The following is a 21,026-nucleotide window of genomic DNA, read 5'->3' as shown; positions in this document are numbered from 1 at the left end:
GTAGAAGTAGCTAAAGCAGAACATTCTGTAGTTCCCTATGAACATGGCGTAGGTGGTTAATTCTTGTTTTTCATTTGGAAAGCACTCCTTTTATCAGGAGTGCTTTTCTTTGGTTTATCAATAGATTTTTCGCTATCCTTTTACGACACCAAGAGCGAAGCCGTCATAACCTTTGCTCCCCACGGTTTGGATAGCCGTTGCTTCAATGCGGGGCTCAGCAGCTAGCAGATCAAAGAATTGTCGAATGCCCTGAATACGATCATCTCCATTCTCGGGATCGATCACTTCTCCATTACGTACCACATTATCTCCCAGAATAATTGCCCCTGGATTGCAAAGCTGTAAAGCCCATTGTAAATAATGAGGGTTGTTTTGTTTATCGGCATCAATAAAAATCATATCGAAGCCCGTCAGCCCTTTTTCTTGAAGGGTCGGGAGTGTTTCTAGTGCAGGGCCTACAAGAATGGTTACTTTTTCAGTGAGCCCCGCTTTTTTTATATTCTCTTTCGCGACTTGAGCGAATGGTTGCTCATATTCTAAGGAGATAAGCTGACCATCTTCTGGCAAGGCACGAGCAAGCCAGATACTGCTGTAACCACCAAGTGTCCCTATTTCTAAAATTTTCTTTGCCCCTCTTATTTTGGCGAGCAGGTATAAGAACTTCCCTTGGTTTGGTGCGACATCAATGGCAGGCATGCCGGCATTAGCATTTGCTTGGAGAACTCCTTCTAGAATTGGATCAGACGGAAGTAGCATACTGTTAAAATACTGATCAACCTCAGCCCATTTGGTAGGTGCTTGCATGTCAATCATCCTCCTTTAATCTGATAACAGCAATTTCTTTATCTTGAATCTGCTTCTAGTGTAATACAGGATGAAAAATAAAACGCATAAAAAGAGATTTTTTTTCGAATGGTTCGTCGAATATAAATGAATAAGCAAAAGATCAGGATTGTCCAGAACATCTTTGAAGATTGGAGGTACGGAATGCAGGACAACAAAAAAAGGCGCTCCTTCCAAGCGCCTTTTCCTCTTCCTATTGACCAATAATCATCCGCTCTTTTGGATAATGATAACGAACAGACGGGGCATCCTTTTTTAAGAATAGTAATAGGTTGATAATCCCAATCCGTCCAATCACCATCATGATGATGAGAATGAGCTTACCAGGTGTGCTTAGTTCCGAAGTAATCCCCATCGACAAGCCAGTTGTACCAAAGGCCGAACAGACTTCAAATAAAATGGCCTGCATCGACAGGTCCTCGAACCACACCATGAAAATAACTGCCGTGAACACCATGATGATTGCGACAAAGAACACCATAAACGATTTGATGACATCTTCTTGGACTAGCTCACGACCAAATACTTTTACATCCTTTTGTCCACGCATATAAGTATATATGGTCGCAATTAGAACGAAAAACGTAGTTGTCCGAATCCCGCCCCCCACACTGCTTGGAGAAGCCCCGATAAACATCATGCCGGATAGCATGACAAGGGTAGGGGTGGACAGTAAGCCGATATCCATCGTGGCTAAACCGCCGCTTCGTGTAGAAACAGATTGGAACAGGGAGTAAAAAAGTGCCTCATGCCAGGTTTTATCCTGTAAAAAGGCATTCTTTTCAAAAAAGTAAAAGAGCAGTGTCCCAACCACGATTAGTGTGAAGAAAGTCAAGGTTGTTACCTTTGTGAATAAGGAAAACGTAAAGCGATATTGACCTTGTCGATGAGTTGCGTAGCTGACCAGTTCTATCAGCACAGGAAACCCGATCGCTCCACAGATGATGAGGATCATATTGATGCTTTGGACAAAATAATCCCCCGAGAAGCTGAGCAGGGAATTACCAAAGATATCGAATCCAGCATTGGTAAATGCACTAATGGAAACAAAGTAGCCATAATAGTAGGCGGTATACCAATCAGTCTGATAGCCAGTCCAAAAGAAATAACTGCCTAGCAGTAGCGTACCGATTAGCTCAATTAAGATGGTGAGCAATAAAATACTTCGCGTTAATTTGACCAATCCCGATAGAGTGGGACGATTGTGGTCCGTAGCAATCCATTTTCTTTGTTCTAAGCCGATTCGTTGTCCAAGCATCATCCATAAAAAGGTACCTAAGGTCATAATGCCGATTCCACCTATTTGAAAGAACAAGGTGAGTAAAATAATTCCGCTCTGATTAAACACTTCACTAATTTGGATGACGGTTAGACCCGTTACGCTAATCGCACTGGCTGCCGTAAACAAAGAATCTACAAAAGTTATAGATACGCCAGGCTGGTGAAAGATGGGTAACCAGAGAAGTAATGCAGCGAGGATAACACTGCTAAGATAAAACATGACAATAATTTGTACGGAGCTTAAGCGCCGTTTTTTATAAGAGAGCAGCAACTCGCTTACCTCCTGAGTAAGTAATACAGGTAATTCTACCGAAAAACATTGTAACAAGCAAAACGAGTTTTTAACAGGTGCAAAAAAAAGAAGCCCTCTTTTTAACAGACAAAAAGGGCTTCTTTTGATGAACAAATCTCTATAATTATTGTGGATTCGTGGTCCAAATTCCAGATGTTTTAATGAAGACACGCTCAGGCAAGCGCAGGGTGGCTAAGGCTAGCTCTGCTACATCCTCTGGTTGCATCATGTTGTCTTCTGCACCGATTTTTAGACCGGCATTAACAGCTAGCTCGGTGTTGACAGTACTTGGAGTTAGCGCTGTGACGCGAATGTTGTGTTTGCGCACCTCTTGCAATAGGGATTCTGTAAAGCCCATTACGGCGAATTTAGAAGCGCAATACGCAGAGCCTGTCGCAAAACCGCGTTCTCCAGCAGTAGAAGCTACATTGATGATATTTCCGCTGTTTTGAGCGATCATATCAGGCAATGCCGCATATGTCATGTAGTAGGTTCCAAACAAATTCACAGCAACGATGCGTTCCCACTCTGCTGGGTCCATGTCTGTAACTGTACCGAAAGTAGCAGTACCGGCATTATTGATCAGGATATCTATAGAACCAAGCTCTGCTTTCATTTTGGCATACGCGGCTTCCACATCACTGCGTTTTGAAATATCAGCAGTTGCAATATGAACTGTAACACCATAGGTTTTGGCAAGCTCAGTAGCTAACTCCTGTAGATCAGATTCTGTGCGGGCGACCAAACCTAGATGGGTTCCTTCTTTTGCCAAAGCGACGGCAATCGCACGTCCAATTCCTTTTCCTGCTCCGGTAATTAACGCTTTTTTTCCTTTAAAATCCATGTCGGCAATCCTCCCATTTTTAACTTAGTATAAATGATGATACGAAAATGCCTTTTGTTATGTCAATTTTGTAAGTGCAACTAGTTGTTATAGCTGGATAAAAAGCATGATACACTATAATCCATAAGCCCATTATACACGATTTCACATGAAGTCTTGAAGATGAATCGGGCTAAACAAGGATAGATACTGTACGAGGGAATGGTGAAAAGGTATGGACAAACAGGTTGTTGTGATTACAGGGGCAGGAAGCGGGTTAGGTGCTTCTTTAGCGAAACGTTACTCGGAGCAAGGCTTTCATGTTTGCTTGCTAGGACGAACCAAGGCAAAGCTTGAACGGATAGCTGAGCAATTGACTGGCAGCTATTCCATCCACGAAGGCGATGTTGTGAATAAACAAGCCATCATGGAAATCATGGACGCCATTCTCAATGCGTATAATAGAATTGATGTATTGATCAATAATGCGGGGACAGGAAGCTTTGATTTGGCTGAAAACCTCACCGAGGAAGCTGTTCACCACATGATTGATATTAATCTAAAAGGAACGATTTTTAGTACTCAGGCAGTAGTAAAGCAAATGAAAGAGCAGAATTACGGAACGATCATTAATATCGTATCTACGGCCGGTAAAGTAGGAAAAGCAAATGAGTCCGTATACTGTGCCAGCAAATTTGGTGTGAGAGGCTTTACAGAGAGCTTAGCCATTGAGCTAAAAGAGACGCCTATACAAGTAGTCGGAATCTACATGGGAGGCATGAAAACGGAATTCTGGGATGGTATTTTCACGGAAGAACGCATGAAGCACCTGATGGAACCAGATGATGTTGCTGATGTTATTATGGCAAATGTAAAGCCAAGACAACGCCTAGTGGTATCTGAAGTGGTCATTCAAAACCAAAAATAAAATGAATCATCTGATTGTAGTGGCGGACAAGCCTATTGTGTAAATATCCTTGCTGTTCTCTTTGTCTACAGGAAGAGAGCATTGGCTAATTGAGACACCTTTCATCTCTAATGAGAGAAAGCGTGTCTATTTTTATTCTCTTTTACGACGAAAATGGCCCAAATCATTACTAGCAATGACAGACCAGTGCGTCCATTGCGCTAACCTTGATTTTACAGCGATTTTACGTGCACGAACGCATGGGCCAATACCGATGACTTTTGGATACTTTGCTTCATTCATAACACAAACGCATGAATATCATGCAAATACGTAAATTGAAGTCATGACAAACATGAAGTATGATACACAAAAGACAAAAGAAAACAAAACGGAGACGTAACTGATGGAATGGCAACAAATTTTATATTTTCGCAAGGTAGCACAGACGCAGCACATTACACGATCGGCAGAGCTGTTAAATGTGTCCCAACCCGCCTTAAGTAGAGCAATTGCTCGTTTGGAGGAAGAGTTAAATACGCCTTTGTTTGAGCGAAAAGGGCGAAATATCGTGCTAAATCAGTACGGGGAGCTATTCTTAAAGCGAGTGGAGCGAGCCATTCAGGAGATAGAAGAGGGGAAGCAGGAAATTCAAGACCTGATTAACCCTGATCACGGCAAAATACAGATCGCTTTTTTACATTCCTTAGGAATTGAAGTAGTCCCCGAATTTATTCGTTCGTTTCGTCTGCAATATCCACAGGTCAGCTTTCATTTACATCAAGCATCCATGGATCAGATTGTGGAACAACTCAAAACGGGTTTAATTGATATTGCCCTGTTTTCCATGTTAGAGCCAATAGATGAGGTGCATTGGGAGCCTTTAATTACAGAGGAGCTGTTTCTCATTGTTTCCAAGACGCATCCTTTGGCAAATCGGACACAGATCGAGCTAAAGGAGATTGCCAATGAACCTTTTATTTCCTTCAAGCAGGGGTATGGTCTGCGAACCTTGACAGATACGCTTTGTAAGCAAGCTGGCTTTACTCCCGCTATCACCTTTGAAGGAGAGGAGATTGCTACAATAGCTGGTCTGGTGGCCGTTAAATTGGGAGTAAGTCTTGTTCCAGATGTAAACGTGCTGGATAAATCGAAGGTATCACTCTTACGTGTGCTAGATCCAGGCTGTGAACGAACCATTGGACTCGCATGGAAAGAAAAGCGTTATTTGTCTCCTGTTGCAAGAAGGTTCATCTCATTTGTAAAGGAACATTATATCTAATCTGTTTAAGACATTAACGGAACCCATAGCTACGTTTTCTAACTGAATAATAAAGAGAGAGGATTTACATCATGAGTTATATCAAGCAAGGGTCAAGCGCATTTCGCAGAACCAACATAGCGTTGTTTGCAGGAGGGTTAAATACATTTGCTATTCTGTACTGCACACAGCCTTTGTTACCTGAATTCACGAAGGAATTTCAGGTTTCTCCAACGCTGGCCAGTCTTTCCTTATCTGTAACCACGATGGCTTTAGCCATAAGTTTGTTATTTCTCGGTTCATTGTCAGAGGCGTGGGGACGCAAACCGATTATGATTGTTTCCTTGATTGGAGCTTCGTTGTTGGCAGTGTGTACGGCATTTAGCTATCAATTTCAAATATTACTTGGCATTCGAATACTGGTCGGAATGGTTCTCGCTGGGTTACCGGCTATTGCCATGGCTTATCTGGGTGAAGAAATTGACAAAAATAGCTTAGGCGTAGCAATGGGGCTATATATAAGCGGAAATTCGATTGGTGGAATGGGCGGACGAATCATCACAGGGACGCTAACCGATTTGTTTAACTGGCATGTGGCTCTGATTGGAATTGGTGTGTTGAGCCTCTTGTGTACGATTTTGTTCTGGATTATGCTTCCACCCTCCAGACATTTTTCACCGCGCAAACTAGAGGTAAAGACATTAGCAAAATCACTTTGGAGCCATTGTACGGACCAGCGCTTGCTTTATTTATATGGACTTGGCTTTCTGCTAATGGGCAGCTTTGTGACGTTATATAATTACATCGGCTATCAGTTGGTTGAGCCGCCATATTCCCTTTCGCAAACAATCGTTGGCTGGATTTTTATTGTGTATTTAGTCGGTACGTTTAGCTCTACTTGGATGGGTAAGATGGCAGACAGACTTGGGCGCGCTAAAATGCTGTGGATGTCTTTAGTTATTATGTTTGGGGGCATTGGACTTACATTGGAGCCCCATTTATTTAGTAAAATTGCGGGAATTGCAATCTTTACATTTGGCTTTTTTGGCGGGCATTCGATCGCCAGCAGCTGGGTAGGTAGATTAGCTACTCATGATAAAGCACAGGCTTCCTCCTTGTACCTATTCTTCTATTATGCTGGATCGAGTTTAGGTGGGACGTTTGGTGGTTTGTTCTGGTCGTTATTTGGATGGGCCGGAGTTGTTGGAATGATTGGGGGATTTATCGTGATTGCCTTCGTATTGCTTATGAAGCTCTCTCATGTAGAGCAGTCTCCAGCAGCATTACGTATTCAGTAATTCTTCATTTTGCAAAATAAAAAGCGTTTCATTAGATAAAAAAGGAAAAGGATAGGAGCCAATGTGCATCCTGTCCTTTTCACATTTCTAACAAATATGGTCTGTCATCTATCTCTAGATAGAATTTACTTTACCAATTTATGCCGTAGGGCTAGTACTACAGCTTGCGTACGGTCATCGACATTTAATTTTTGTAAAATACGATGGACATGTGACTTTACAGTGCCTTCAGAGATAAAGAGATTTTGGGCAATTTGATCATTGCGGTAGCCGAATGCTAATTGTTGCAAGACATCCTGCTCTCGTTCTGTCAGTTCATCTAGGAGTACCAGGTTATTCTCTTCGGGATATATCTCCTGTGCTTTGTCTGTATGAGTTGTGGCGGTCGTTTCCGATTTTTGTTTCTTTAATACCTCAGCTAATGCCTTAGCAGCCGTTGCTGTGTGAAAAGAAGCTTCCCCATTGTAAGCACGGCGAATTAAGTCTAGCATCTCCTGAGAATCAGCATCCTTTAGCATATAACCAACCGCACCTGCTAGAATGCCATCCACAACGTAATCATGGTTATCGAATGTCGTTAATATGAGAACCTTCACTTTCGGGACATGTTTTACAATTTCGCGTGTCGCTTCAATACCTGTACACTTGGGCATTTGTACGTCCATGAGAATGACATCAGGCCTCAGCTCGCAAGCTAGATTGATAATCTCTTCTCCATCCGCCGCTTCTCCAATTACCTCCATATCCTCTTGAACATTAATGACATACCCAAGACCCTGTCTGATCATCTTTTGATCGTCTGCCAGCATGACTCGAATCTTTTGATGTTTATGATCTACCATAGCAGCTATGTGTTCCCTTCTAAAGATGAATGATGGTAAGGAATTGTTGCAGTAATTTCAAAGCCAAATGGTTCCCTCATCTGATATTTCAGCGTTCCGTTTACTTTCGTGATACGTTCTCTCATGCCAGATAAACCAAAACCAGGTTCAACCCCTTCCTGAGAACGATTTTGGCCGTTGTCGTGAATGGATAAAACGATGGAATCAGCTATCTTACTAATTTCAACCCATATGGCGGTGGCATTGGAATGACGCAATGTATTCGTAATCGCTTCTTGTAGAATTCGATAAAAAACAATCGTTACCTCGTTTGTTAAATCGATCTCTTCCTCATTCGTGACAAACGTACAGGACAGGTCCGTATTTTTCTCTGTTTGCGACAAAAGAGCTTGTAATGGCGTTAAGCCAAACGTCCGCTTGTCGACTGCAAGGGTATGAACGGAGCCGCGGATATCCTCCAAGCTTTGCTTGGCTACATCCAACATATTGTTGACCGCCGTCTGTGCATCATTTGGTCCAGACTTCAGCATATAGGTAAGCGCATGTAGCTGCACGATGAGAGAGGTAAGACTGTGACCTAACGAGTCATGAATATCACGCGCGATTCGATTTCGTTCCTCCAACACGGCTACTTGCAATGTATTTACAGTCATTTCCTGCAATTCATTATGTGCATCCTGTAGTTTTGTATGTGCGATTTGCAATTCTTTTAAATGCTGCTGATTTAATTGATACGCTTCATGGTGGGAACGATACCCGCGTGCACCCAGATAACACCCAATAAAGGAAAGTAAAAAAGGAGCAACATGCGTGGTGTAGCTATGAGTGATCCAGATGAGTAATACACAGGTAACCACTCCAAAAAAGGTGGCTAACGGTAACGAATATTTTTTATCGATGCGCAGGCCGATGATAATCCCAAGCAGGATGATCATGCCAAACCCCTCAGGACCCAGATAAATGCCTTTAAATAGGGTAACGCCCCCAACTAGTAAAAGAATGACAGTCATTTTTATGGAGGGCAGTTGAATAGAAGAGGTCCAAAATAAGATCAAATACCCACAGAACAGTAATACGGAAAACACAAATTGTATAGGTGATTCATGATTATAGGAGTTTGGTAGCCATGTCAAAAGAGATAAGGCTAAGAACCAGACCAGTAAGAGTCGTTTGCGGAGGGCCTTAGTTATGTTATCAATCAAAGAATAGCCCACCCTTCTTCAAATTTTTCGATCGTTTGTTCACATTCTATTGTAGCATGGGGTGTCATCTATCTCTAGATAGACGAGCCAGTGCTACGGTTTTCCATCCCTCGGTAGATTTGCCCATTTCAACTTGCCGCTACAATGAAACCTGTGACATTTCGTATCGCGAACAATTGATTAACGGCAGGAGGTGGCTTGGATGGAAGAGTTGATTACCATGGCGAAGCTTCTCAAAGAAGCGAGTGCCCTTTTTACATGGATCACACGTGAAGAACTCGAAAGCAAAGATATCACCTGGCAGCAAGTGCTGATTCTGGAGCAAGTTGTGCACGACCCGAAAACCATTGGGGAAATCAGCAAGGCTGTTAGTCTTTCGTACAGTACGGTATCTGGATTAATTGATCGCCTAGAACGAGATAACATCGTCATAAGGCTCAAGGATAAAAAGGATAAACGATTGGTTTGGGTTGCGATGTCCCCACGATTCGATCATGCGAATGAATTCGCGGGACGCCAAGCGGAAATGGAGACGTTTGAGCAACAGACGACTCAGATGATTTCATCCCTCCATGTCTTGCAAGAAATGTATACAACCAAAAAAAGAATAACGAGTTAAGACATTGGTGAGGTGAAAAAGAGTGAATATATCTGAAGTGTCGGTCAAACGACCTGTTCTCATTATCATGTTGACCCTGGCAGTCATGATTTTTGGAATCGTTTCTCTGCCAAAATTGGCTATTGATTTGTATCCAGAGCTGAATTTTCCAGTTGCCGTTGTCGTGACATCTGTGGATGGCGCGGCACCGAGCGAGGTAGAGAAGCTGGTAACGAAACCGATAGAAAGTGCAGTAGGAACTGTTGCTAATTTAAAGGAAGTATCATCTATTTCGATTCAAGGAGCATCACAGGTTATTCTCAGCTTTAATTGGGGGACCGATTTAGATCAAGCTACATTGGAATTGCGGGAGAAGGTTGATCGAGTGCGACAACTGCTCCCATCCTCAGCGAAATCTCCACAGGTTCTGCGGATTGATCCGAATAGCACGCCGATTATGACATTTGCCCTAACAGGCGAGGATGATGTTAATCAATTGAAGAAGATAGCAGAGGACTCCATTCAAAACCGCTTAGAAAGAATTGATGGTGTAGCTGGAGTAAATCTGGTCGGTGGTCAGGATCGCGTGGTTGATGTGGTGCTCGACCCTGCTAAAATTTCGTCGTATGGATTAACCATCGACCAAATTCAGCAGGCGATTGCCAGCAACAACCTGTCCGGTTCAGGTGGTGCCGTACGTGAAGGAGATGGCAAATATAACATTCGAGTTCAGGGTGAGTACGATAGTGTAGCTAAAATCGGACTAACACCTATTCGCATGGGAAATGGCTCCCTTCGCCTGCAAGATATTGCTACCATCAACGATACTACGGCGAAAATTAATCAGTTCAGTTACGTTAATGGGAAACCAAGCTTAGGCATTACCATTACAAAGGCATCTGGTGGAAATACCATTCAGGTAGCGGATGCTGTAAGTCAGGAATTGAAAGAGATTAAGAAGACCTTACCTTCCCAGTTACAACTAACAACTACGCTGGATTCGTCCACGTTTATTAAAGATTCAATCTACACCACAGCAGAGCATGCCTTGTTCGGTGGATTGTTTGGGATTATTATTTTGTTCTTCTTCTTAGGTAGCTTCCAATCAATGATTGTTGCGATCATCGTGCTACCCATCTCGATCATCTCCACCTTCTTGCTGATGTATGCGACCGGTCAAACGATCAATCTGATTTCCCTATCAGGGCTGACGCTCGGACTGGGTTCACTGGTTGACTTCGCGGTCGTAATGCTGGAGAACATTTTCCGACAAAGGGAAAAAGGGAAAGGCATGGTAGAAGCTGCGTTAGATGGTTCCAAGGAAGTGGGTACTGCAGTAATGGCTTCTGCTTTGGCGCAGATATGTGTATTCCTGCCAATTGCGCTGGTTGACGGTATTGCAGCAGAAATTTTTAGACCCCTAGCTCTAACCGTTGTGTATTCTCACATTGCCGCTTTGGTCTTTTCCATTATCCTAGTACCAATGTTAAGCTCACGGATACTCAAAAAAGTACCAGAGCATAACAATCGGGAAGGATATCGTGGAATGAACCCGGTAATCTGGTTCAATATTGGATTTCACAAGGTAGAAAAAGGCTATAAAAGGCTGTTAGATTTTTCGCTGAATCACCGTAAAACAGTAGCGATTGTTACGGTTGCCATGATGATCGGTTCTGTAGCGCTGACTCCATTAGTTGGGGCAGAATTTATGCCATCGATGGATCAGGGACAAGTTACAATTGATATTAAGATGCCTAACGGTAGTGTTTTGGAAGAAACAAAGAAGGTAGCCCAACAAGTGGAAAAGATAGCAGCGCAAGTACCGGAGCTGGATATTCTGAGCACCTCGATTGGTAGCGGTGGTTCAGCGGCCGTGGCTACCTCTACCTCTAATAAAGCAACCGTTGATTTAAAACTGGTCGACGTAAAGGATCGTAAACGCTCCACTCCGGAGATAATGGCAGATTTGCGTAAGCAGGTAGCATCGATTGCGGGTGCTGAAATTAAGGTGAAAGAACAGTCTGCTGGTATGTCCACAGGCTCGCCTTTACAGATTACCTTACGCGGTGATGATATCGAGGTTCTAAAAGATGTGAGCGGGATTATTAAGCAAGAGGTAATCAGTGTCCCGGGAACCAGTAATGTGGTGACCACCTTAGATGATACGCAGCATGAATTTGAAGTGAAAATCGATGCAGAGAAAGCAAGTATGTATGGGCTGAGCTCTGGACAGATTTTAACGGCTGTGGGTACAGCATTTAACGGACAGACGGTGACAAAGTATCGCACGGGTGATGATGAAATCAATGTGCAATTAAAATGGCCCGAGCAGTATCAGGAAGATACGAATTACTTGAATAGCTTGCGCATAACTGCACCAGGTGGCGCACAGGTAGCGTTGTCTTCTGTTGCAGAGGTGACAAAAGTAGAGGCACCGCTAACGATTAATCGCTCGAATCAGACTCGTGAAGTAAAAATCACAGGTGATTTAGCAGGACGTGATCTGAACTCAGTCACTACGGATGTACAAACGAAGCTAGACAAGCTCTCCCTGCCAGATGGCTATAAAATTGAGTACGGCGGAGAGAGTAAAGATATGATGGAGTCCTTTAGTAGTCTTGGATTGGCTGTTATTTTGTCAGTCGTCCTACTTTATATGGTAATGGCGGCCCAATTTGAATCCTTATATACGCCGTTTATTATCATGTTCTCTATCCCGCCTACCTTTGCAGGGGTTATGCTTGGCCTGTTGTTTACCAATACCTCGATCAGTGTGTCCGTGTTCATTGGATATATTCTACTGATTGGTTTGGTCGTTAATAACGCCATCGTATTAATAGATTATGCAAATCAATTGCGAGACAAAGGTATGAGTGTCAGGGATGCGATTTTGGAAGCAGGGCCTGTACGCTTGCGTCCCATTCTCATGACGACATTGACTACCATTCTAGCAATTGGTCCATTAGCTTTTGCCACAGGCTCTGGTAGTGAATCTCAAGCTCCGATGGCGATCACAGTTATTTTCGGATTAAGCTTTGCTACGCTCATTACCCTAGTGTTGGTTCCAGTCGTGTATACTTGGTTCGATGATTGGTCTTCTAAACGTAAACACAAGAAAGAACAAAAGCGACTAAAGAAACAACAAGCAGCTATTGCGGTAGCGAAGTCGTAAAGGCGAAGAGATAGAGGAGGGGGAAATGAAATTGAAAGCAAAAACAACGATGAATAAAAAAATGATTCTAGTAGCAGCATCCGCCCTGTTCTTGGTAGCGGGGTGTTCGAATCAAGCGGCAGAGAATACTCCGACAGAACAGACAGAGAGCGTAACACCGGTTCAGATTGAAATGTCTAAGCTCGGGACAGTTTCCTCTAGTGCAGGCTTTACGGCTAAATTAGCGCCTAGTCAGGATGTGCAGTTAAGTCCAAAATTGTCTGGGAAAATCACCTCCTTACCTGTTCGTTTAGGACAATATGTAAAACAAGGAGAAACTTTGTTTAGTGTAGATGAACAAGATGTGATCAATTCGATCAAACAGGCAGAAGCGGCTTATCAGGTAGCTAAGGCGAATTTAAATCAAGCAGGCAATAGCTCCAGTCAAGGTCTTGAACAAGCGAAGAATAGCTTGAGCCAAGCCCAAACAGCCCTACAGGATGCAGAACGAAATCAACAGCGGATGCAAACGCTATTTAATCAAGGCGCAATTGCTCTACAACAATATGAACAAGCAAATACACAGCTTGCTAATGCAAGAACAGCGGTTGCCAATGCGCAGGAAGGCCTGAAAGCTGCCACTCAAATGTCAGCAGTAGGTGTATCGGAGGCTTCTGTTAAGCAAGCGGCTGTGAGCTTGGAAAATGCTCGGACACAACTGGGGAATGCAGTAGTAAAAGCTCCTTTCAGCGGGTACATTTCAAGTGTGAATGGAGCGGTTGGACAGGTAGCTTCTCCACAAAGCCCTATTGTCACATTAGTTAATACCAATCCACTTGTTGTGAAGGCTAATTTGTCTGAGCAGGATATTTCACAGGTGAAGGTTGGCGATGAGGTAAAAGTGAATATCACGGCATTAGGAAAAGAAATGACAGCTAAAGTAACGGCTGTCAGCCCGGTGATGGATCAACAGCTCAAAGCCTATCCCATCGAAATATCAATCCCTAATCCAAACAACGAGCTGAAAGCAGATATGGTTGTGAACATGAATCTAGTAGGGCAACAAGGAAAAGGACAGGAAAAGGTAGTTGTTCCTCGCAAGGCCGTGTTCGATCGCGATGGGAAGCAGTATGTTTACATCGTAGAAGGCGAGATCGCAAAGCAAGTCGCGGTAACCACAGGAGAAGGCTCTAGCGAATCCATCGAAATCCTGACAGGAATTAAGGCAGATCAACAAGTCGTCGTAAAAGGACAGACACTGTTGAAGGATGGAAGTAAGGTAACGATCCAAAAGTAAGAATAACCGAAGATATAGACAAAATCATCTCTCGAAAAAAGCTGTCACATTCTATTGTGCCAGCTTTTTTCATGGAAATAATATAGGTATAATTCAAGCTACTAGCTCCTGTTGAAGAAGAGCGAGAAGCCATCACTATGGAAGGCTCAAAGCGAGCTAGAGTTGTTATTGATAAGAAGACAAAGCAGCTTGTCTCTGCTGATGTGAAATTACAAGTAAGTGAAATCGATCAGGCAATTCTCAACAAAGCCATACAAGCACGTAAGGAAATTGACCCGAAACGAGACTATACATTTGAAAAGGTGGTACGGGCCCTGTATCCTCGTTCAATAGATACGATTACGGCGTCATTTTATCCCCGAGAAGCTACTGTACATTTTGAAAATGCTAAACTAGGCGTAGCCCAACTGGAGTATGACATAAAGCAGGTTGATCCGAAAATAACCCAGAAAGCGGCACAAGAGATCAAAGCTTTCACAGGCAAGAGATTAAAGACGACAAAAGCGACACCCGTTACATCAGAAGAGGAAAATGTATAGGTTATCGAGGACATTGATGGACCTCGGAGGTATACTCTTCGCTAGTGTTTTTTGAACATTTAAAACCATCCTTCTATTTGGTATAATCCCTACGTAAGATTGTTTCATCATAAAGTTTTATATAAACAAACATTTATGGGACATATTAAAAAGGAGGTTGTTTTCGTTGGAATTTAGCATTATCTCTTCATTATATCAATTATTTTTTTTGTTTCTGATCGTATTCGTAATTGTGTGGATATATAGGTTTTTCTCTCGTAAATTTGATAAAAAACACGATGAAACCATAAAAATATTGCAAAAGGTAGTAGATTTGCTTGAGGAGCAAAACAAAAAAAAGAAGGAGTAGTTATTTACAATAATTTTGGATGGAGTAAAGGTTGATATCTCATTTAAGAAAGTTGTCTCCTTTACATTTAGGAAACGACTTTTTCTTTTAAAAACCAACTTTCAAGACACATAAATGAATACAAAGGTTAGTTGTTGACGCATTGTTGAGCAAATCCGTCAACAACTAGAGGTAAAAATTCAAAAGGAATCATAAATAATCACACGATAACAGATAGTATTAAATCAACAACGATTCCCAATCAGAGAGCTTTTGGTGCAATTATTAGTGATGAGAATGCATCATTCTCCTATGGTGATGCATCATCATTCTATGGTGATGCGCTCTCATGCGATGGAAATGCTCTCTGTGAGCAAACTCGTGACGCCTGGCCGGGTGATGCCGATGCATCATACTTAAAGAGCGAAAGTGATCGGCATGCCTTAAATGATGGTGCATTCTCCTCCGATGGTGTTCAATTGGGTCCATAAACCCATCTCCTTTCTAACCATGATAGTTATGATATGGGGGCAGCTGTAGAATTGATTATCCTGAACACAAAAATGGGTTAATGTCCGAAACGTACTTGCGAAAGCATTTGGGGTGGCGTGAACAAAAAACATGAAGTCTACTCTGCTTTAGACAGGATAAGAGAAATAACAGAAGCAGAAATTGAAATGAATAGGAAGGTGGATACGGAAAGTTAGACAATCATTTTTGAAAAATATTTCTGAGAAAGATACCCTAGAAGCAGCAAAACCAGCAGTGAAAAAGATGTTTGGCATCGACATGACGGGTTACTTAGTCAAACGCGATCCAGATATTGCGCACATGAGAATATAGGATTTTAATACAACTTTTTACGGACTGGGAAAATCTCTTATTACTTAATAGAAATCATGTCAAATAGGATTTTTACCCTAACCTCTTTACATGGAAAGGAAGGAAAGTAAATATTCCCATTTCTACAAAAAAACACTTGTGAATATGAGAACAATATCATATACTGGAAATAGTTGTATATTTTTGTTATATTTATTCAATAAGAGGGAGGCTATTTTATGAAAAGAAAGATTCTTCCCCATCTTGTGCTTACTACAGCAATTCTAGGTTCACTTGTCATGGTTTCAGCTCCAAGTACCCATGCAGAAAAGGGTGTTGAAAAGATTCCTGATCAGATGTTGGCAGGTACAATAATTGAATATGACGATTCTTACAACATGGTTGTGATTGAAAAGGGAGAAAAACTTACCTCAAATGAGAAAGTACAAGCGGTTCAAACCCAGGAACTCTCTAACACGGAACTTATAAAATTGACAGAAGAAGAAACTTTAGTTCAGAAAATTTTAGATGAAGCTAAAGAACTTCCAGTCTATCATATACAAAATCCAGCACCTCAGCCAGGAATGAGAGTCATTTATGATGGAGAGGGATTCATTAAAAAAATTGTATATCCATCCTCAATTAAGGAGGATGACGGAGTAGAAGCACTAGCTTACAAGGCTTTGCCTAGGGGAACACGTAAAGCAGCTGGTACATATAAGTATGGTGCTAATAATAACACCATCGTAATTACTGGCTCATCATCTGGTAGTGTATTAGGTACAGGGAGATTTACAAATTTTACTGATACAACAGGTGAAAATGATAATAAATTAGTAAAAGGGGATTGTGCTACAAGAGGTGACATTGATAATCCAAAATATAATACCACTATCAACGCACGTAATACAGAAAATGACAAAGCAGCCGCAGTAACTAAGAGGGACAATGGTGCATTACCAGATGCTGTGCTGGATATATGGAAAACGGGTGTTGAAGACTTTGGACTGAAATGGGATAAAAATCTATCATTTAAAGGTAGATACTATTATGAGTTTTAATAAGTACAGGATAGGGTTTTTACCCTATCCTCTTTACATGTAAAGAAAGGAATGTGGGCATGAGTAGAAAGAGAATTTGTTTTATGATAGTTACGATATTTACTCTTCTTCTTTCGGGATGTATGGAACAAACCGTAAATCAAAAATCTCAAATAATGACAAGCCAAAATGAAAAAAAGTATAACCCTGGGGACTATTTATCAATTACTTATACCGAATATGTGAATGGTAAAGATACAACTAATGGAATGGTAATGCGGGTTATGAGCTATGATTTACAGTCTAAGCGCATGACAAAGTTGGCGGATATTCCCTACACTTCACAATATCCATTATCTGTTGTCTCGCTGATGGATAATAAGATTTACTACTCAGCAGATGTACAAGACAAAGGAGATCAATTGTTCTCCTATGATCTACAGTCAAAAAAGACGCAACAGCTATCAAATGAATTATTTGCTATTAACTACATTGTACCTACGACAAAAACAGGACCTATTATTCTATCCGCTGTGAAGAAAGGCGAGCGTGTCCTAAAAACTGTCTTGTATGATAAACAGAACCATAAGCTAGAGTTCATGGATGATAAAGATCTCGATAGCAACACGTGGGCAGTTTCCTACAATACAGAAGTAAATAAAACCTATCTTGCCCGTTTTTCAGAGAATGAAAGAGAGAAGCAGAGAAACATCTCTAATAAGCAACAAAAAGCCATGGTTCCCCCCGACTATACGGTTGTTGAACTAAATAACGAGACGAAACAAGAACGCCCGATCATTTCGCTGAAAAAGGAGCAAATCATTTCCTTATCAAGTACCGGGAATCAGCTATTTCTTATTACCTCTCCAAGTATCAATCGCCCACCTATCGAATATAGTCTGGTGGAAAGTAAGACTGGTGAAAGAAGGAAGTTAGATCTCCCCATTTCGTCTAGAAGTGATGTCTATCTTTCCCATGACGCTAAGGGTATTTATTATCTGGGCAGTACTTCAAAACAAGATGTTAACAAGGGGCGCGGGATTTATTATTACGATTTTGCTACGAAAAAAATAGAACCTGTCTTTTTACAGGAGAATGGGTTTATTAATAATTTTATGCTAGTGTCTCGTGAATGATAAAGCGTAAGGCCGTCAGATTCTTCTGACGGTTTTTTTAGTATGTTAACAGCTCCTTACAGTTTTGATAAAACCAATTCAATTCATCTGATTACATTCAGGTATTGTAGGAAAACAGAATCAATAATCCATTATCAACCCAGTTCTCCATTTTTGCTTACAAAGATATGGCATATTAATCTGTTCTGTACATATATGTACCAAAAAAGAAACGGTAAGGATGTGCTCAAACTCTCCAAAACATTTCAATAAGAAATCATTTTCAATGAAATGCTGATACAATAAGGGGAAACTAGAAGGGGGAAGGTTATGGCAACATGGGATTTATCGAAAACAAAGCACCATATCCTGCTATGTAATGGTGGTAGCTGCATGCGAAAAGGTGGCGAAGAAGTCACTGTGGCGATTCGTCAGGAAATAGCCCGGCAGCAAGCAGATGAACAGATTCATACAACCCGGACCAGATGTAATGGACGCTGTGAGGATGCCTGTGTCTTGATTGTCTATCCAGATGGAGTTTGGTATCAAAATGTTCAGCCTGAGGATGCAAAAGAGATTGTCGAACATCTTGTCCAAGGACAGCATTATCAGGCTAAAATTAGCCATAGATACTCCGGCGACGGATTTGTTAGAAATGAAACCGTAGCGTTTGGGGTAAAGAAATAAAAGAACAGACTCCCAGATCGAGGGAGTCTGTTCTTTTATTTGATTCATGATTACTGTTACTAGGTAAAGCTACTGAAGTAAGAGTCTAAGTCTAATTGCTCTTGGCAAAGCTATATTTTTTTAGTCCCAATCTTTTATCTTCCATTAGCGTGGTTCGGAGGCAAAAATTTCACTTGAATCCTTGACTGTGATGTTATGATGTTGGGTGCCTAGCCCGTTCAATGTTTCGTTGTGGTGGTCAATAATAGAGATGGCGTTCAGGGTCGGGGTATTGGCTGTCGAATGGCAATCGCCAACCAAGGTTACCTCATAGCCGTGTGAGACCGCGCTTCGGCAAGCTGTATCAATACAAAACTGAGTTTGAAAGCCAACAATAATGAGATGCTCGATACCTCGATTTAAAAGCTCCTGATGCAGAGCTGTTTCATAGAATGCGTCGCATGCTGTCTTTTTAATCACTATCTCACCCTCAAGAGGTGCAACGTTAGGATGAATCTCAGTCATATGCGCTCCTTCTTCAAAAGGAGAGCCGGCTGGACCAATATGCTGAATAAACAGAACAGGGACGTTGAGCTGACGAGCTTTTGCTTGTAATGAACTAATTTTGTCAACGATTTCTTCCCCATGATAAGAATGATAGGTAATGATGCTCTGGGTGTCTACAATAACCAGTGCTGTTTTATCAATCATATAGGTGATCATCCTTCCTTATTTTGGCTTATATAAAGTATACAACAATTAAAAGTAGCGAAATACATTTATTGCGACAAAAAAAGGAAAACAGAGAGAGCGTGACGGAAAAGGATGCTTTTACGTCAAACGATGAGAAGAGTGTAAAGGAAAAGTAGCTGGAAGCTTTCCTTTTACAAGAATAAAGGATGGGAAAAGCTTATGACTACAATCATGATTATTGAAGATGACCCAAAAATTGCAGAATTGCTGCGAGAACATATAGAGAGATATAAATACCGAGGGGTTGTCATCCGAAATTTTGATCTCATTATGGAGAGCTTTTTAGAATGGAAGCCAGATTTGGTCTTGCTAGACATTAATTTGCCCAGCTTTGATGGCTACTACTGGTGTCGTCAGCTTCGAACGATCTCCACATGCCCCATCGTGTTTATATCAGCTCGTAGTACAGAGATGGATCAGGTAATGGCACTTGAGTATGGTGCAGATGATTTTATTACGAAACCCTTTCATTATGAGCTAGTAATAGCCAAAATTCGCAGTCAGCTACGCAGAGCCTATGGAGATTATGCCCCCAAGATGGAGGAGCGCATGGTCGAGCAAAAAGGCTTATGCCTTTATCCAGAGAGATTAGAAGTGAAATTGCAAGAAGAGAGCAGCTTACTGACTAAAAAGGAAGCGATCTTACTGGAGGCCTTGCTCACTTCTTATCCGCGCGTGTCGAGTCGGGCTAAGCTCTTAGACAAACTGTGGGATGATCAGGCATTTGTAGATGATAATACATTGAGTGTGAATATCACTCGCTTGCGAAAGAAGCTTGCTGAGTTAGGAATAGAAGATGCAATTGAGACGGTCAGGGGAGCCGGCTATCGATTACAGATCACGTGGAATCATACAGGAGGTACAAGCTGAATGGACAGAGAGTACAACACGAGTACCTTTGAAGGGAAATCGAAGGTACGATCAGCTAGAAATAAGTCTTTTAAAATGGATTCATCCGGCAACAAGCAGCATGTATGGCTCTTTTTGCGTGAGCATGTCCCGCTTATCTTATATTCCTACATCTTAATGCTGTTTCTCTTGCTTGTTTTTTGGTTCGATGGCTATGATCATGTACTGACAGCCTTGTATGCTATTTTTTTAGGAACTTTTCTTTTACTGATATATCTTACGTACCGATATGTGAGCCATCGTGCTTTTTATTTGCGCCTATCCCAGCCGCTTGAGGCTATGCATGAGTTCATGTCAGAATTCAACCACTCGCCGCTTCCAGAAGCTTTAGCAACCTTATTGGAGGCGCAATATAAAAGATATCAGGAGCAGATAAAGAGCTGGGAACGTCAGCATCAAGATCATATTACCTTTATGAATCAGTGGGTACATCAGATGAAAACACCGTTATCCGTCATCGAGTTAATTACCCAGAAGGAAGATGACGAGCGATTTGAAAGCATTGCGGAGGAGACAGATAAGCTGCGCAAGGGCTTAGAAATGGCGTTATATATATCAAGGCTGGAGACATTTGAACAGGACTTTAGCGTGGATCATGTCCGTTTATTACCGATTGTAAATAAGGTTGTTCATGACAATAAGAGGTTTTTTATCCGAAATTACGTTTATCCTGAGGTAAAAATGGAGTCGACATTAACAGTAGAAACGGATGCGAAATGGCTGGTCTTTATGCTGGATCAGTTGTTATCGAATGCCATTAAATATTCCGCCGGCACACATGAAAAAGTGACGATTGCAGCTTTTAGGCAGGGTGAGTCTGTTGTTTTAGAAATACAGGATAGAGGAGTAGGCATACCGACAGCCGATCTTCCCCGTGTGTTTCGTGCCTTTTTTACCGGAGAAAATGGAAGGGAGTTCAAGGAATCCACGGGAATGGGTCTGTATTTGGTCAAGGAAGTGGCAGAAAAGCTGAATCATTCGGTCGGAATTCAGTCTGAGGAGGGTAAAGGAACGATCGTACAGATTATTTTTCCATATGCTTCTCGTCGTTTCTAGCAT

At 41.8% G+C, this 21,026-nt stretch carries 18 protein-coding genes; 12 read left to right on the top strand and 6 right to left on the bottom strand.

What is annotated here, in order from left to right; translation table 11 throughout:
• Positions 1-132 precede the first annotated feature (132 nt).
• The 3 genes from GOP56_RS10460 to GOP56_RS10450 all read right to left on the bottom strand — a co-directional run bounded on the left by GOP56_RS10460 (position 133) and on the right by GOP56_RS10450 (position 3,260).
• Complete coding sequence (locus GOP56_RS10460) at positions 133-804, bottom strand: O-methyltransferase (protein WP_163245524.1); 672 nt, start codon at positions 802-804, stop codon at positions 133-135.
• Positions 805-1,036: 232 nt separating this feature from the next.
• Positions 1,037-2,395, bottom strand: coding sequence for a TrkH family potassium uptake protein (locus GOP56_RS10455; protein WP_068793287.1), 1,359 nt, complete (start codon positions 2,393-2,395; stop codon positions 1,037-1,039).
• Positions 2,396-2,540: 145 nt separating this feature from the next.
• Positions 2,541-3,260 (bottom strand): 3-ketoacyl-ACP reductase, encoded by a 720-nt coding sequence (locus GOP56_RS10450; protein WP_003339777.1) that lies wholly within the window; start codon positions 3,258-3,260, stop codon positions 2,541-2,543.
• Positions 3,261-3,474: 214 nt separating this feature from the next.
• Here GOP56_RS10450 and GOP56_RS10445 point away from each other — a divergent pair, with 214 nt between their 5' ends.
• From GOP56_RS10445 to GOP56_RS10435, 3 genes are all read left to right on the top strand, one after another.
• Positions 3,475-4,167: an SDR family oxidoreductase gene (locus tag GOP56_RS10445; RefSeq protein WP_163245523.1), complete on the top strand. Its 693-nt coding sequence runs from the start codon at positions 3,475-3,477 to the stop codon at positions 4,165-4,167.
• A 385-nt stretch (positions 4,168-4,552) separates the two neighbouring features.
• On the top strand, positions 4,553-5,428 hold the full coding sequence (locus tag GOP56_RS10440; RefSeq protein ID WP_003338822.1) for a LysR family transcriptional regulator: 876 nt from the start codon (positions 4,553-4,555) through the stop codon (positions 5,426-5,428).
• Between the two features lie 71 nt (positions 5,429-5,499).
• Entirely contained in the window at positions 5,500-6,705 is a 1,206-nt protein-coding gene (locus tag GOP56_RS10435; RefSeq protein WP_003338823.1) for an MFS transporter, read from the top strand.
• 125 nt (positions 6,706-6,830) lie between these two features.
• Here GOP56_RS10435 and GOP56_RS10430 read toward each other — a convergent pair whose 3' ends face one another.
• Positions 6,831-7,547: a response regulator transcription factor gene (locus GOP56_RS10430; RefSeq protein ID WP_035318158.1), complete on the bottom strand. Its 717-nt coding sequence runs from the start codon at positions 7,545-7,547 to the stop codon at positions 6,831-6,833.
• 5 nt (positions 7,548-7,552) lie between these two features.
• Positions 7,553-8,749, bottom strand: coding sequence for a sensor histidine kinase (locus GOP56_RS10425; protein ID WP_096887443.1), 1,197 nt, complete (start codon positions 8,747-8,749; stop codon positions 7,553-7,555).
• Between the two features lie 202 nt (positions 8,750-8,951).
• Here GOP56_RS10425 and GOP56_RS10420 point away from each other — a divergent pair, with 202 nt between their 5' ends.
• From GOP56_RS10420 to GOP56_RS10390, 7 genes are all read left to right on the top strand, one after another.
• Positions 8,952-9,368, top strand: coding sequence for a MarR family transcriptional regulator (locus tag GOP56_RS10420; protein WP_163245522.1), 417 nt, complete (start codon positions 8,952-8,954; stop codon positions 9,366-9,368).
• Between the two features lie 22 nt (positions 9,369-9,390).
• Entirely contained in the window at positions 9,391-12,519 is a 3,129-nt protein-coding gene (locus tag GOP56_RS10415; RefSeq protein ID WP_096887442.1) for an efflux RND transporter permease subunit, read from the top strand.
• A gap of 25 nt (positions 12,520-12,544) precedes the next feature.
• Positions 12,545-13,795, top strand: a complete 1,251-nt coding sequence (locus GOP56_RS10410; protein ID WP_003338828.1) for an efflux RND transporter periplasmic adaptor subunit — start codon at positions 12,545-12,547, stop codon at positions 13,793-13,795.
• Between the two features lie 137 nt (positions 13,796-13,932).
• Positions 13,933-14,334 (top strand): hypothetical protein, encoded by a 402-nt coding sequence (locus GOP56_RS10405; RefSeq protein ID WP_163245521.1) that lies wholly within the window; start codon positions 13,933-13,935, stop codon positions 14,332-14,334.
• Positions 14,335-15,723: 1,389 nt separating this feature from the next.
• Complete coding sequence (locus tag GOP56_RS23585; protein WP_068793296.1) at positions 15,724-16,545, top strand: hypothetical protein; 822 nt, start codon at positions 15,724-15,726, stop codon at positions 16,543-16,545.
• Positions 16,546-16,667: 122 nt separating this feature from the next.
• Positions 16,668-17,660: a hypothetical protein gene (locus tag GOP56_RS10395; protein WP_254068684.1), complete on the top strand. Its 993-nt coding sequence runs from the start codon at positions 16,668-16,670 to the stop codon at positions 17,658-17,660.
• Positions 17,661-17,969: 309 nt separating this feature from the next.
• Positions 17,970-18,326 (top strand): (2Fe-2S) ferredoxin domain-containing protein, encoded by a 357-nt coding sequence (locus tag GOP56_RS10390; protein WP_163245520.1) that lies wholly within the window; start codon positions 17,970-17,972, stop codon positions 18,324-18,326.
• 144 nt (positions 18,327-18,470) lie between these two features.
• On the opposite strand, the gene GOP56_RS10385 is transcribed toward GOP56_RS10390, so the two are convergent.
• On the bottom strand, positions 18,471-19,016 hold the full coding sequence (locus tag GOP56_RS10385) for a cysteine hydrolase family protein (protein ID WP_003339754.1): 546 nt from the start codon (positions 19,014-19,016) through the stop codon (positions 18,471-18,473).
• Positions 19,017-19,217: 201 nt separating this feature from the next.
• Here GOP56_RS10385 and GOP56_RS10380 point away from each other — a divergent pair, with 201 nt between their 5' ends.
• Both GOP56_RS10380 and GOP56_RS10375 read left to right on the top strand, forming a co-directional pair.
• Complete coding sequence (locus GOP56_RS10380; RefSeq protein ID WP_163245519.1) at positions 19,218-19,928, top strand: response regulator transcription factor; 711 nt, start codon at positions 19,218-19,220, stop codon at positions 19,926-19,928.
• A gap of 156 nt (positions 19,929-20,084) precedes the next feature.
• Entirely contained in the window at positions 20,085-21,023 is a 939-nt protein-coding gene (locus GOP56_RS10375) for a sensor histidine kinase (protein WP_158642209.1), read from the top strand.
• Positions 21,024-21,026: the final 3 nt, after the last annotated feature.

Source organism: Brevibacillus sp. 7WMA2 (genome assembly GCF_010748895.1).
Classification (GTDB): domain Bacteria; phylum Bacillota; class Bacilli; order Brevibacillales; family Brevibacillaceae; genus Brevibacillus_B; species Brevibacillus_B halotolerans.
This window is presented reverse-complemented; position numbering and strand designations above follow the sequence as displayed.

What these genes read in the sequence shown, in the direction of transcription:
- GOP56_RS10390 (WP_163245520.1), top strand. Translation starts at nt 17,970, where the DNA reads ATGGCAACATGGGATTTATCGAAAACAAAGCACCATATCCTGCTATGT.
- GOP56_RS10380 (WP_163245519.1), top strand. Translation starts at nt 19,218, where the DNA reads ATGACTACAATCATGATTATTGAAGATGACCCAAAAATTGCAGAATTG.
- GOP56_RS10375 (WP_158642209.1), top strand. Translation starts at nt 20,085, where the DNA reads ATGCTGTTTCTCTTGCTTGTTTTTTGGTTCGATGGCTATGATCATGTA.
- GOP56_RS10440 (WP_003338822.1), top strand. Translation starts at nt 4,553, where the DNA reads ATGGAATGGCAACAAATTTTATATTTTCGCAAGGTAGCACAGACGCAG.
- GOP56_RS10420 (WP_163245522.1), top strand. Translation starts at nt 8,952, where the DNA reads ATGGAAGAGTTGATTACCATGGCGAAGCTTCTCAAAGAAGCGAGTGCC.
- GOP56_RS10395 (WP_254068684.1), top strand. Translation starts at nt 16,668, where the DNA reads ATGGAACAAACCGTAAATCAAAAATCTCAAATAATGACAAGCCAAAAT.
- GOP56_RS23585 (WP_068793296.1), top strand. Translation starts at nt 15,724, where the DNA reads ATGAAAAGAAAGATTCTTCCCCATCTTGTGCTTACTACAGCAATTCTA.
- GOP56_RS10445 (WP_163245523.1), top strand. Translation starts at nt 3,475, where the DNA reads ATGGACAAACAGGTTGTTGTGATTACAGGGGCAGGAAGCGGGTTAGGT.
- GOP56_RS10435 (WP_003338823.1), top strand. Translation starts at nt 5,500, where the DNA reads ATGAGTTATATCAAGCAAGGGTCAAGCGCATTTCGCAGAACCAACATA.
- GOP56_RS10460 (WP_163245524.1), bottom strand. Translation starts at nt 804, where the DNA reads ATGCAAGCACCTACCAAATGGGCTGAGGTTGATCAGTATTTTAACAGT.
- GOP56_RS10410 (WP_003338828.1), top strand. Translation starts at nt 12,545, where the DNA reads ATGAAATTGAAAGCAAAAACAACGATGAATAAAAAAATGATTCTAGTA.
- GOP56_RS10385 (WP_003339754.1), bottom strand. Translation starts at nt 19,016, where the DNA reads ATGATTGATAAAACAGCACTGGTTATTGTAGACACCCAGAGCATCATT.
- GOP56_RS10450 (WP_003339777.1), bottom strand. Translation starts at nt 3,260, where the DNA reads ATGGATTTTAAAGGAAAAAAAGCGTTAATTACCGGAGCAGGAAAAGGA.
- GOP56_RS10405 (WP_163245521.1), top strand. Translation starts at nt 13,933, where the DNA reads ATGGAAGGCTCAAAGCGAGCTAGAGTTGTTATTGATAAGAAGACAAAG.
- GOP56_RS10430 (WP_035318158.1), bottom strand. Translation starts at nt 7,547, where the DNA reads ATGGTAGATCATAAACATCAAAAGATTCGAGTCATGCTGGCAGACGAT.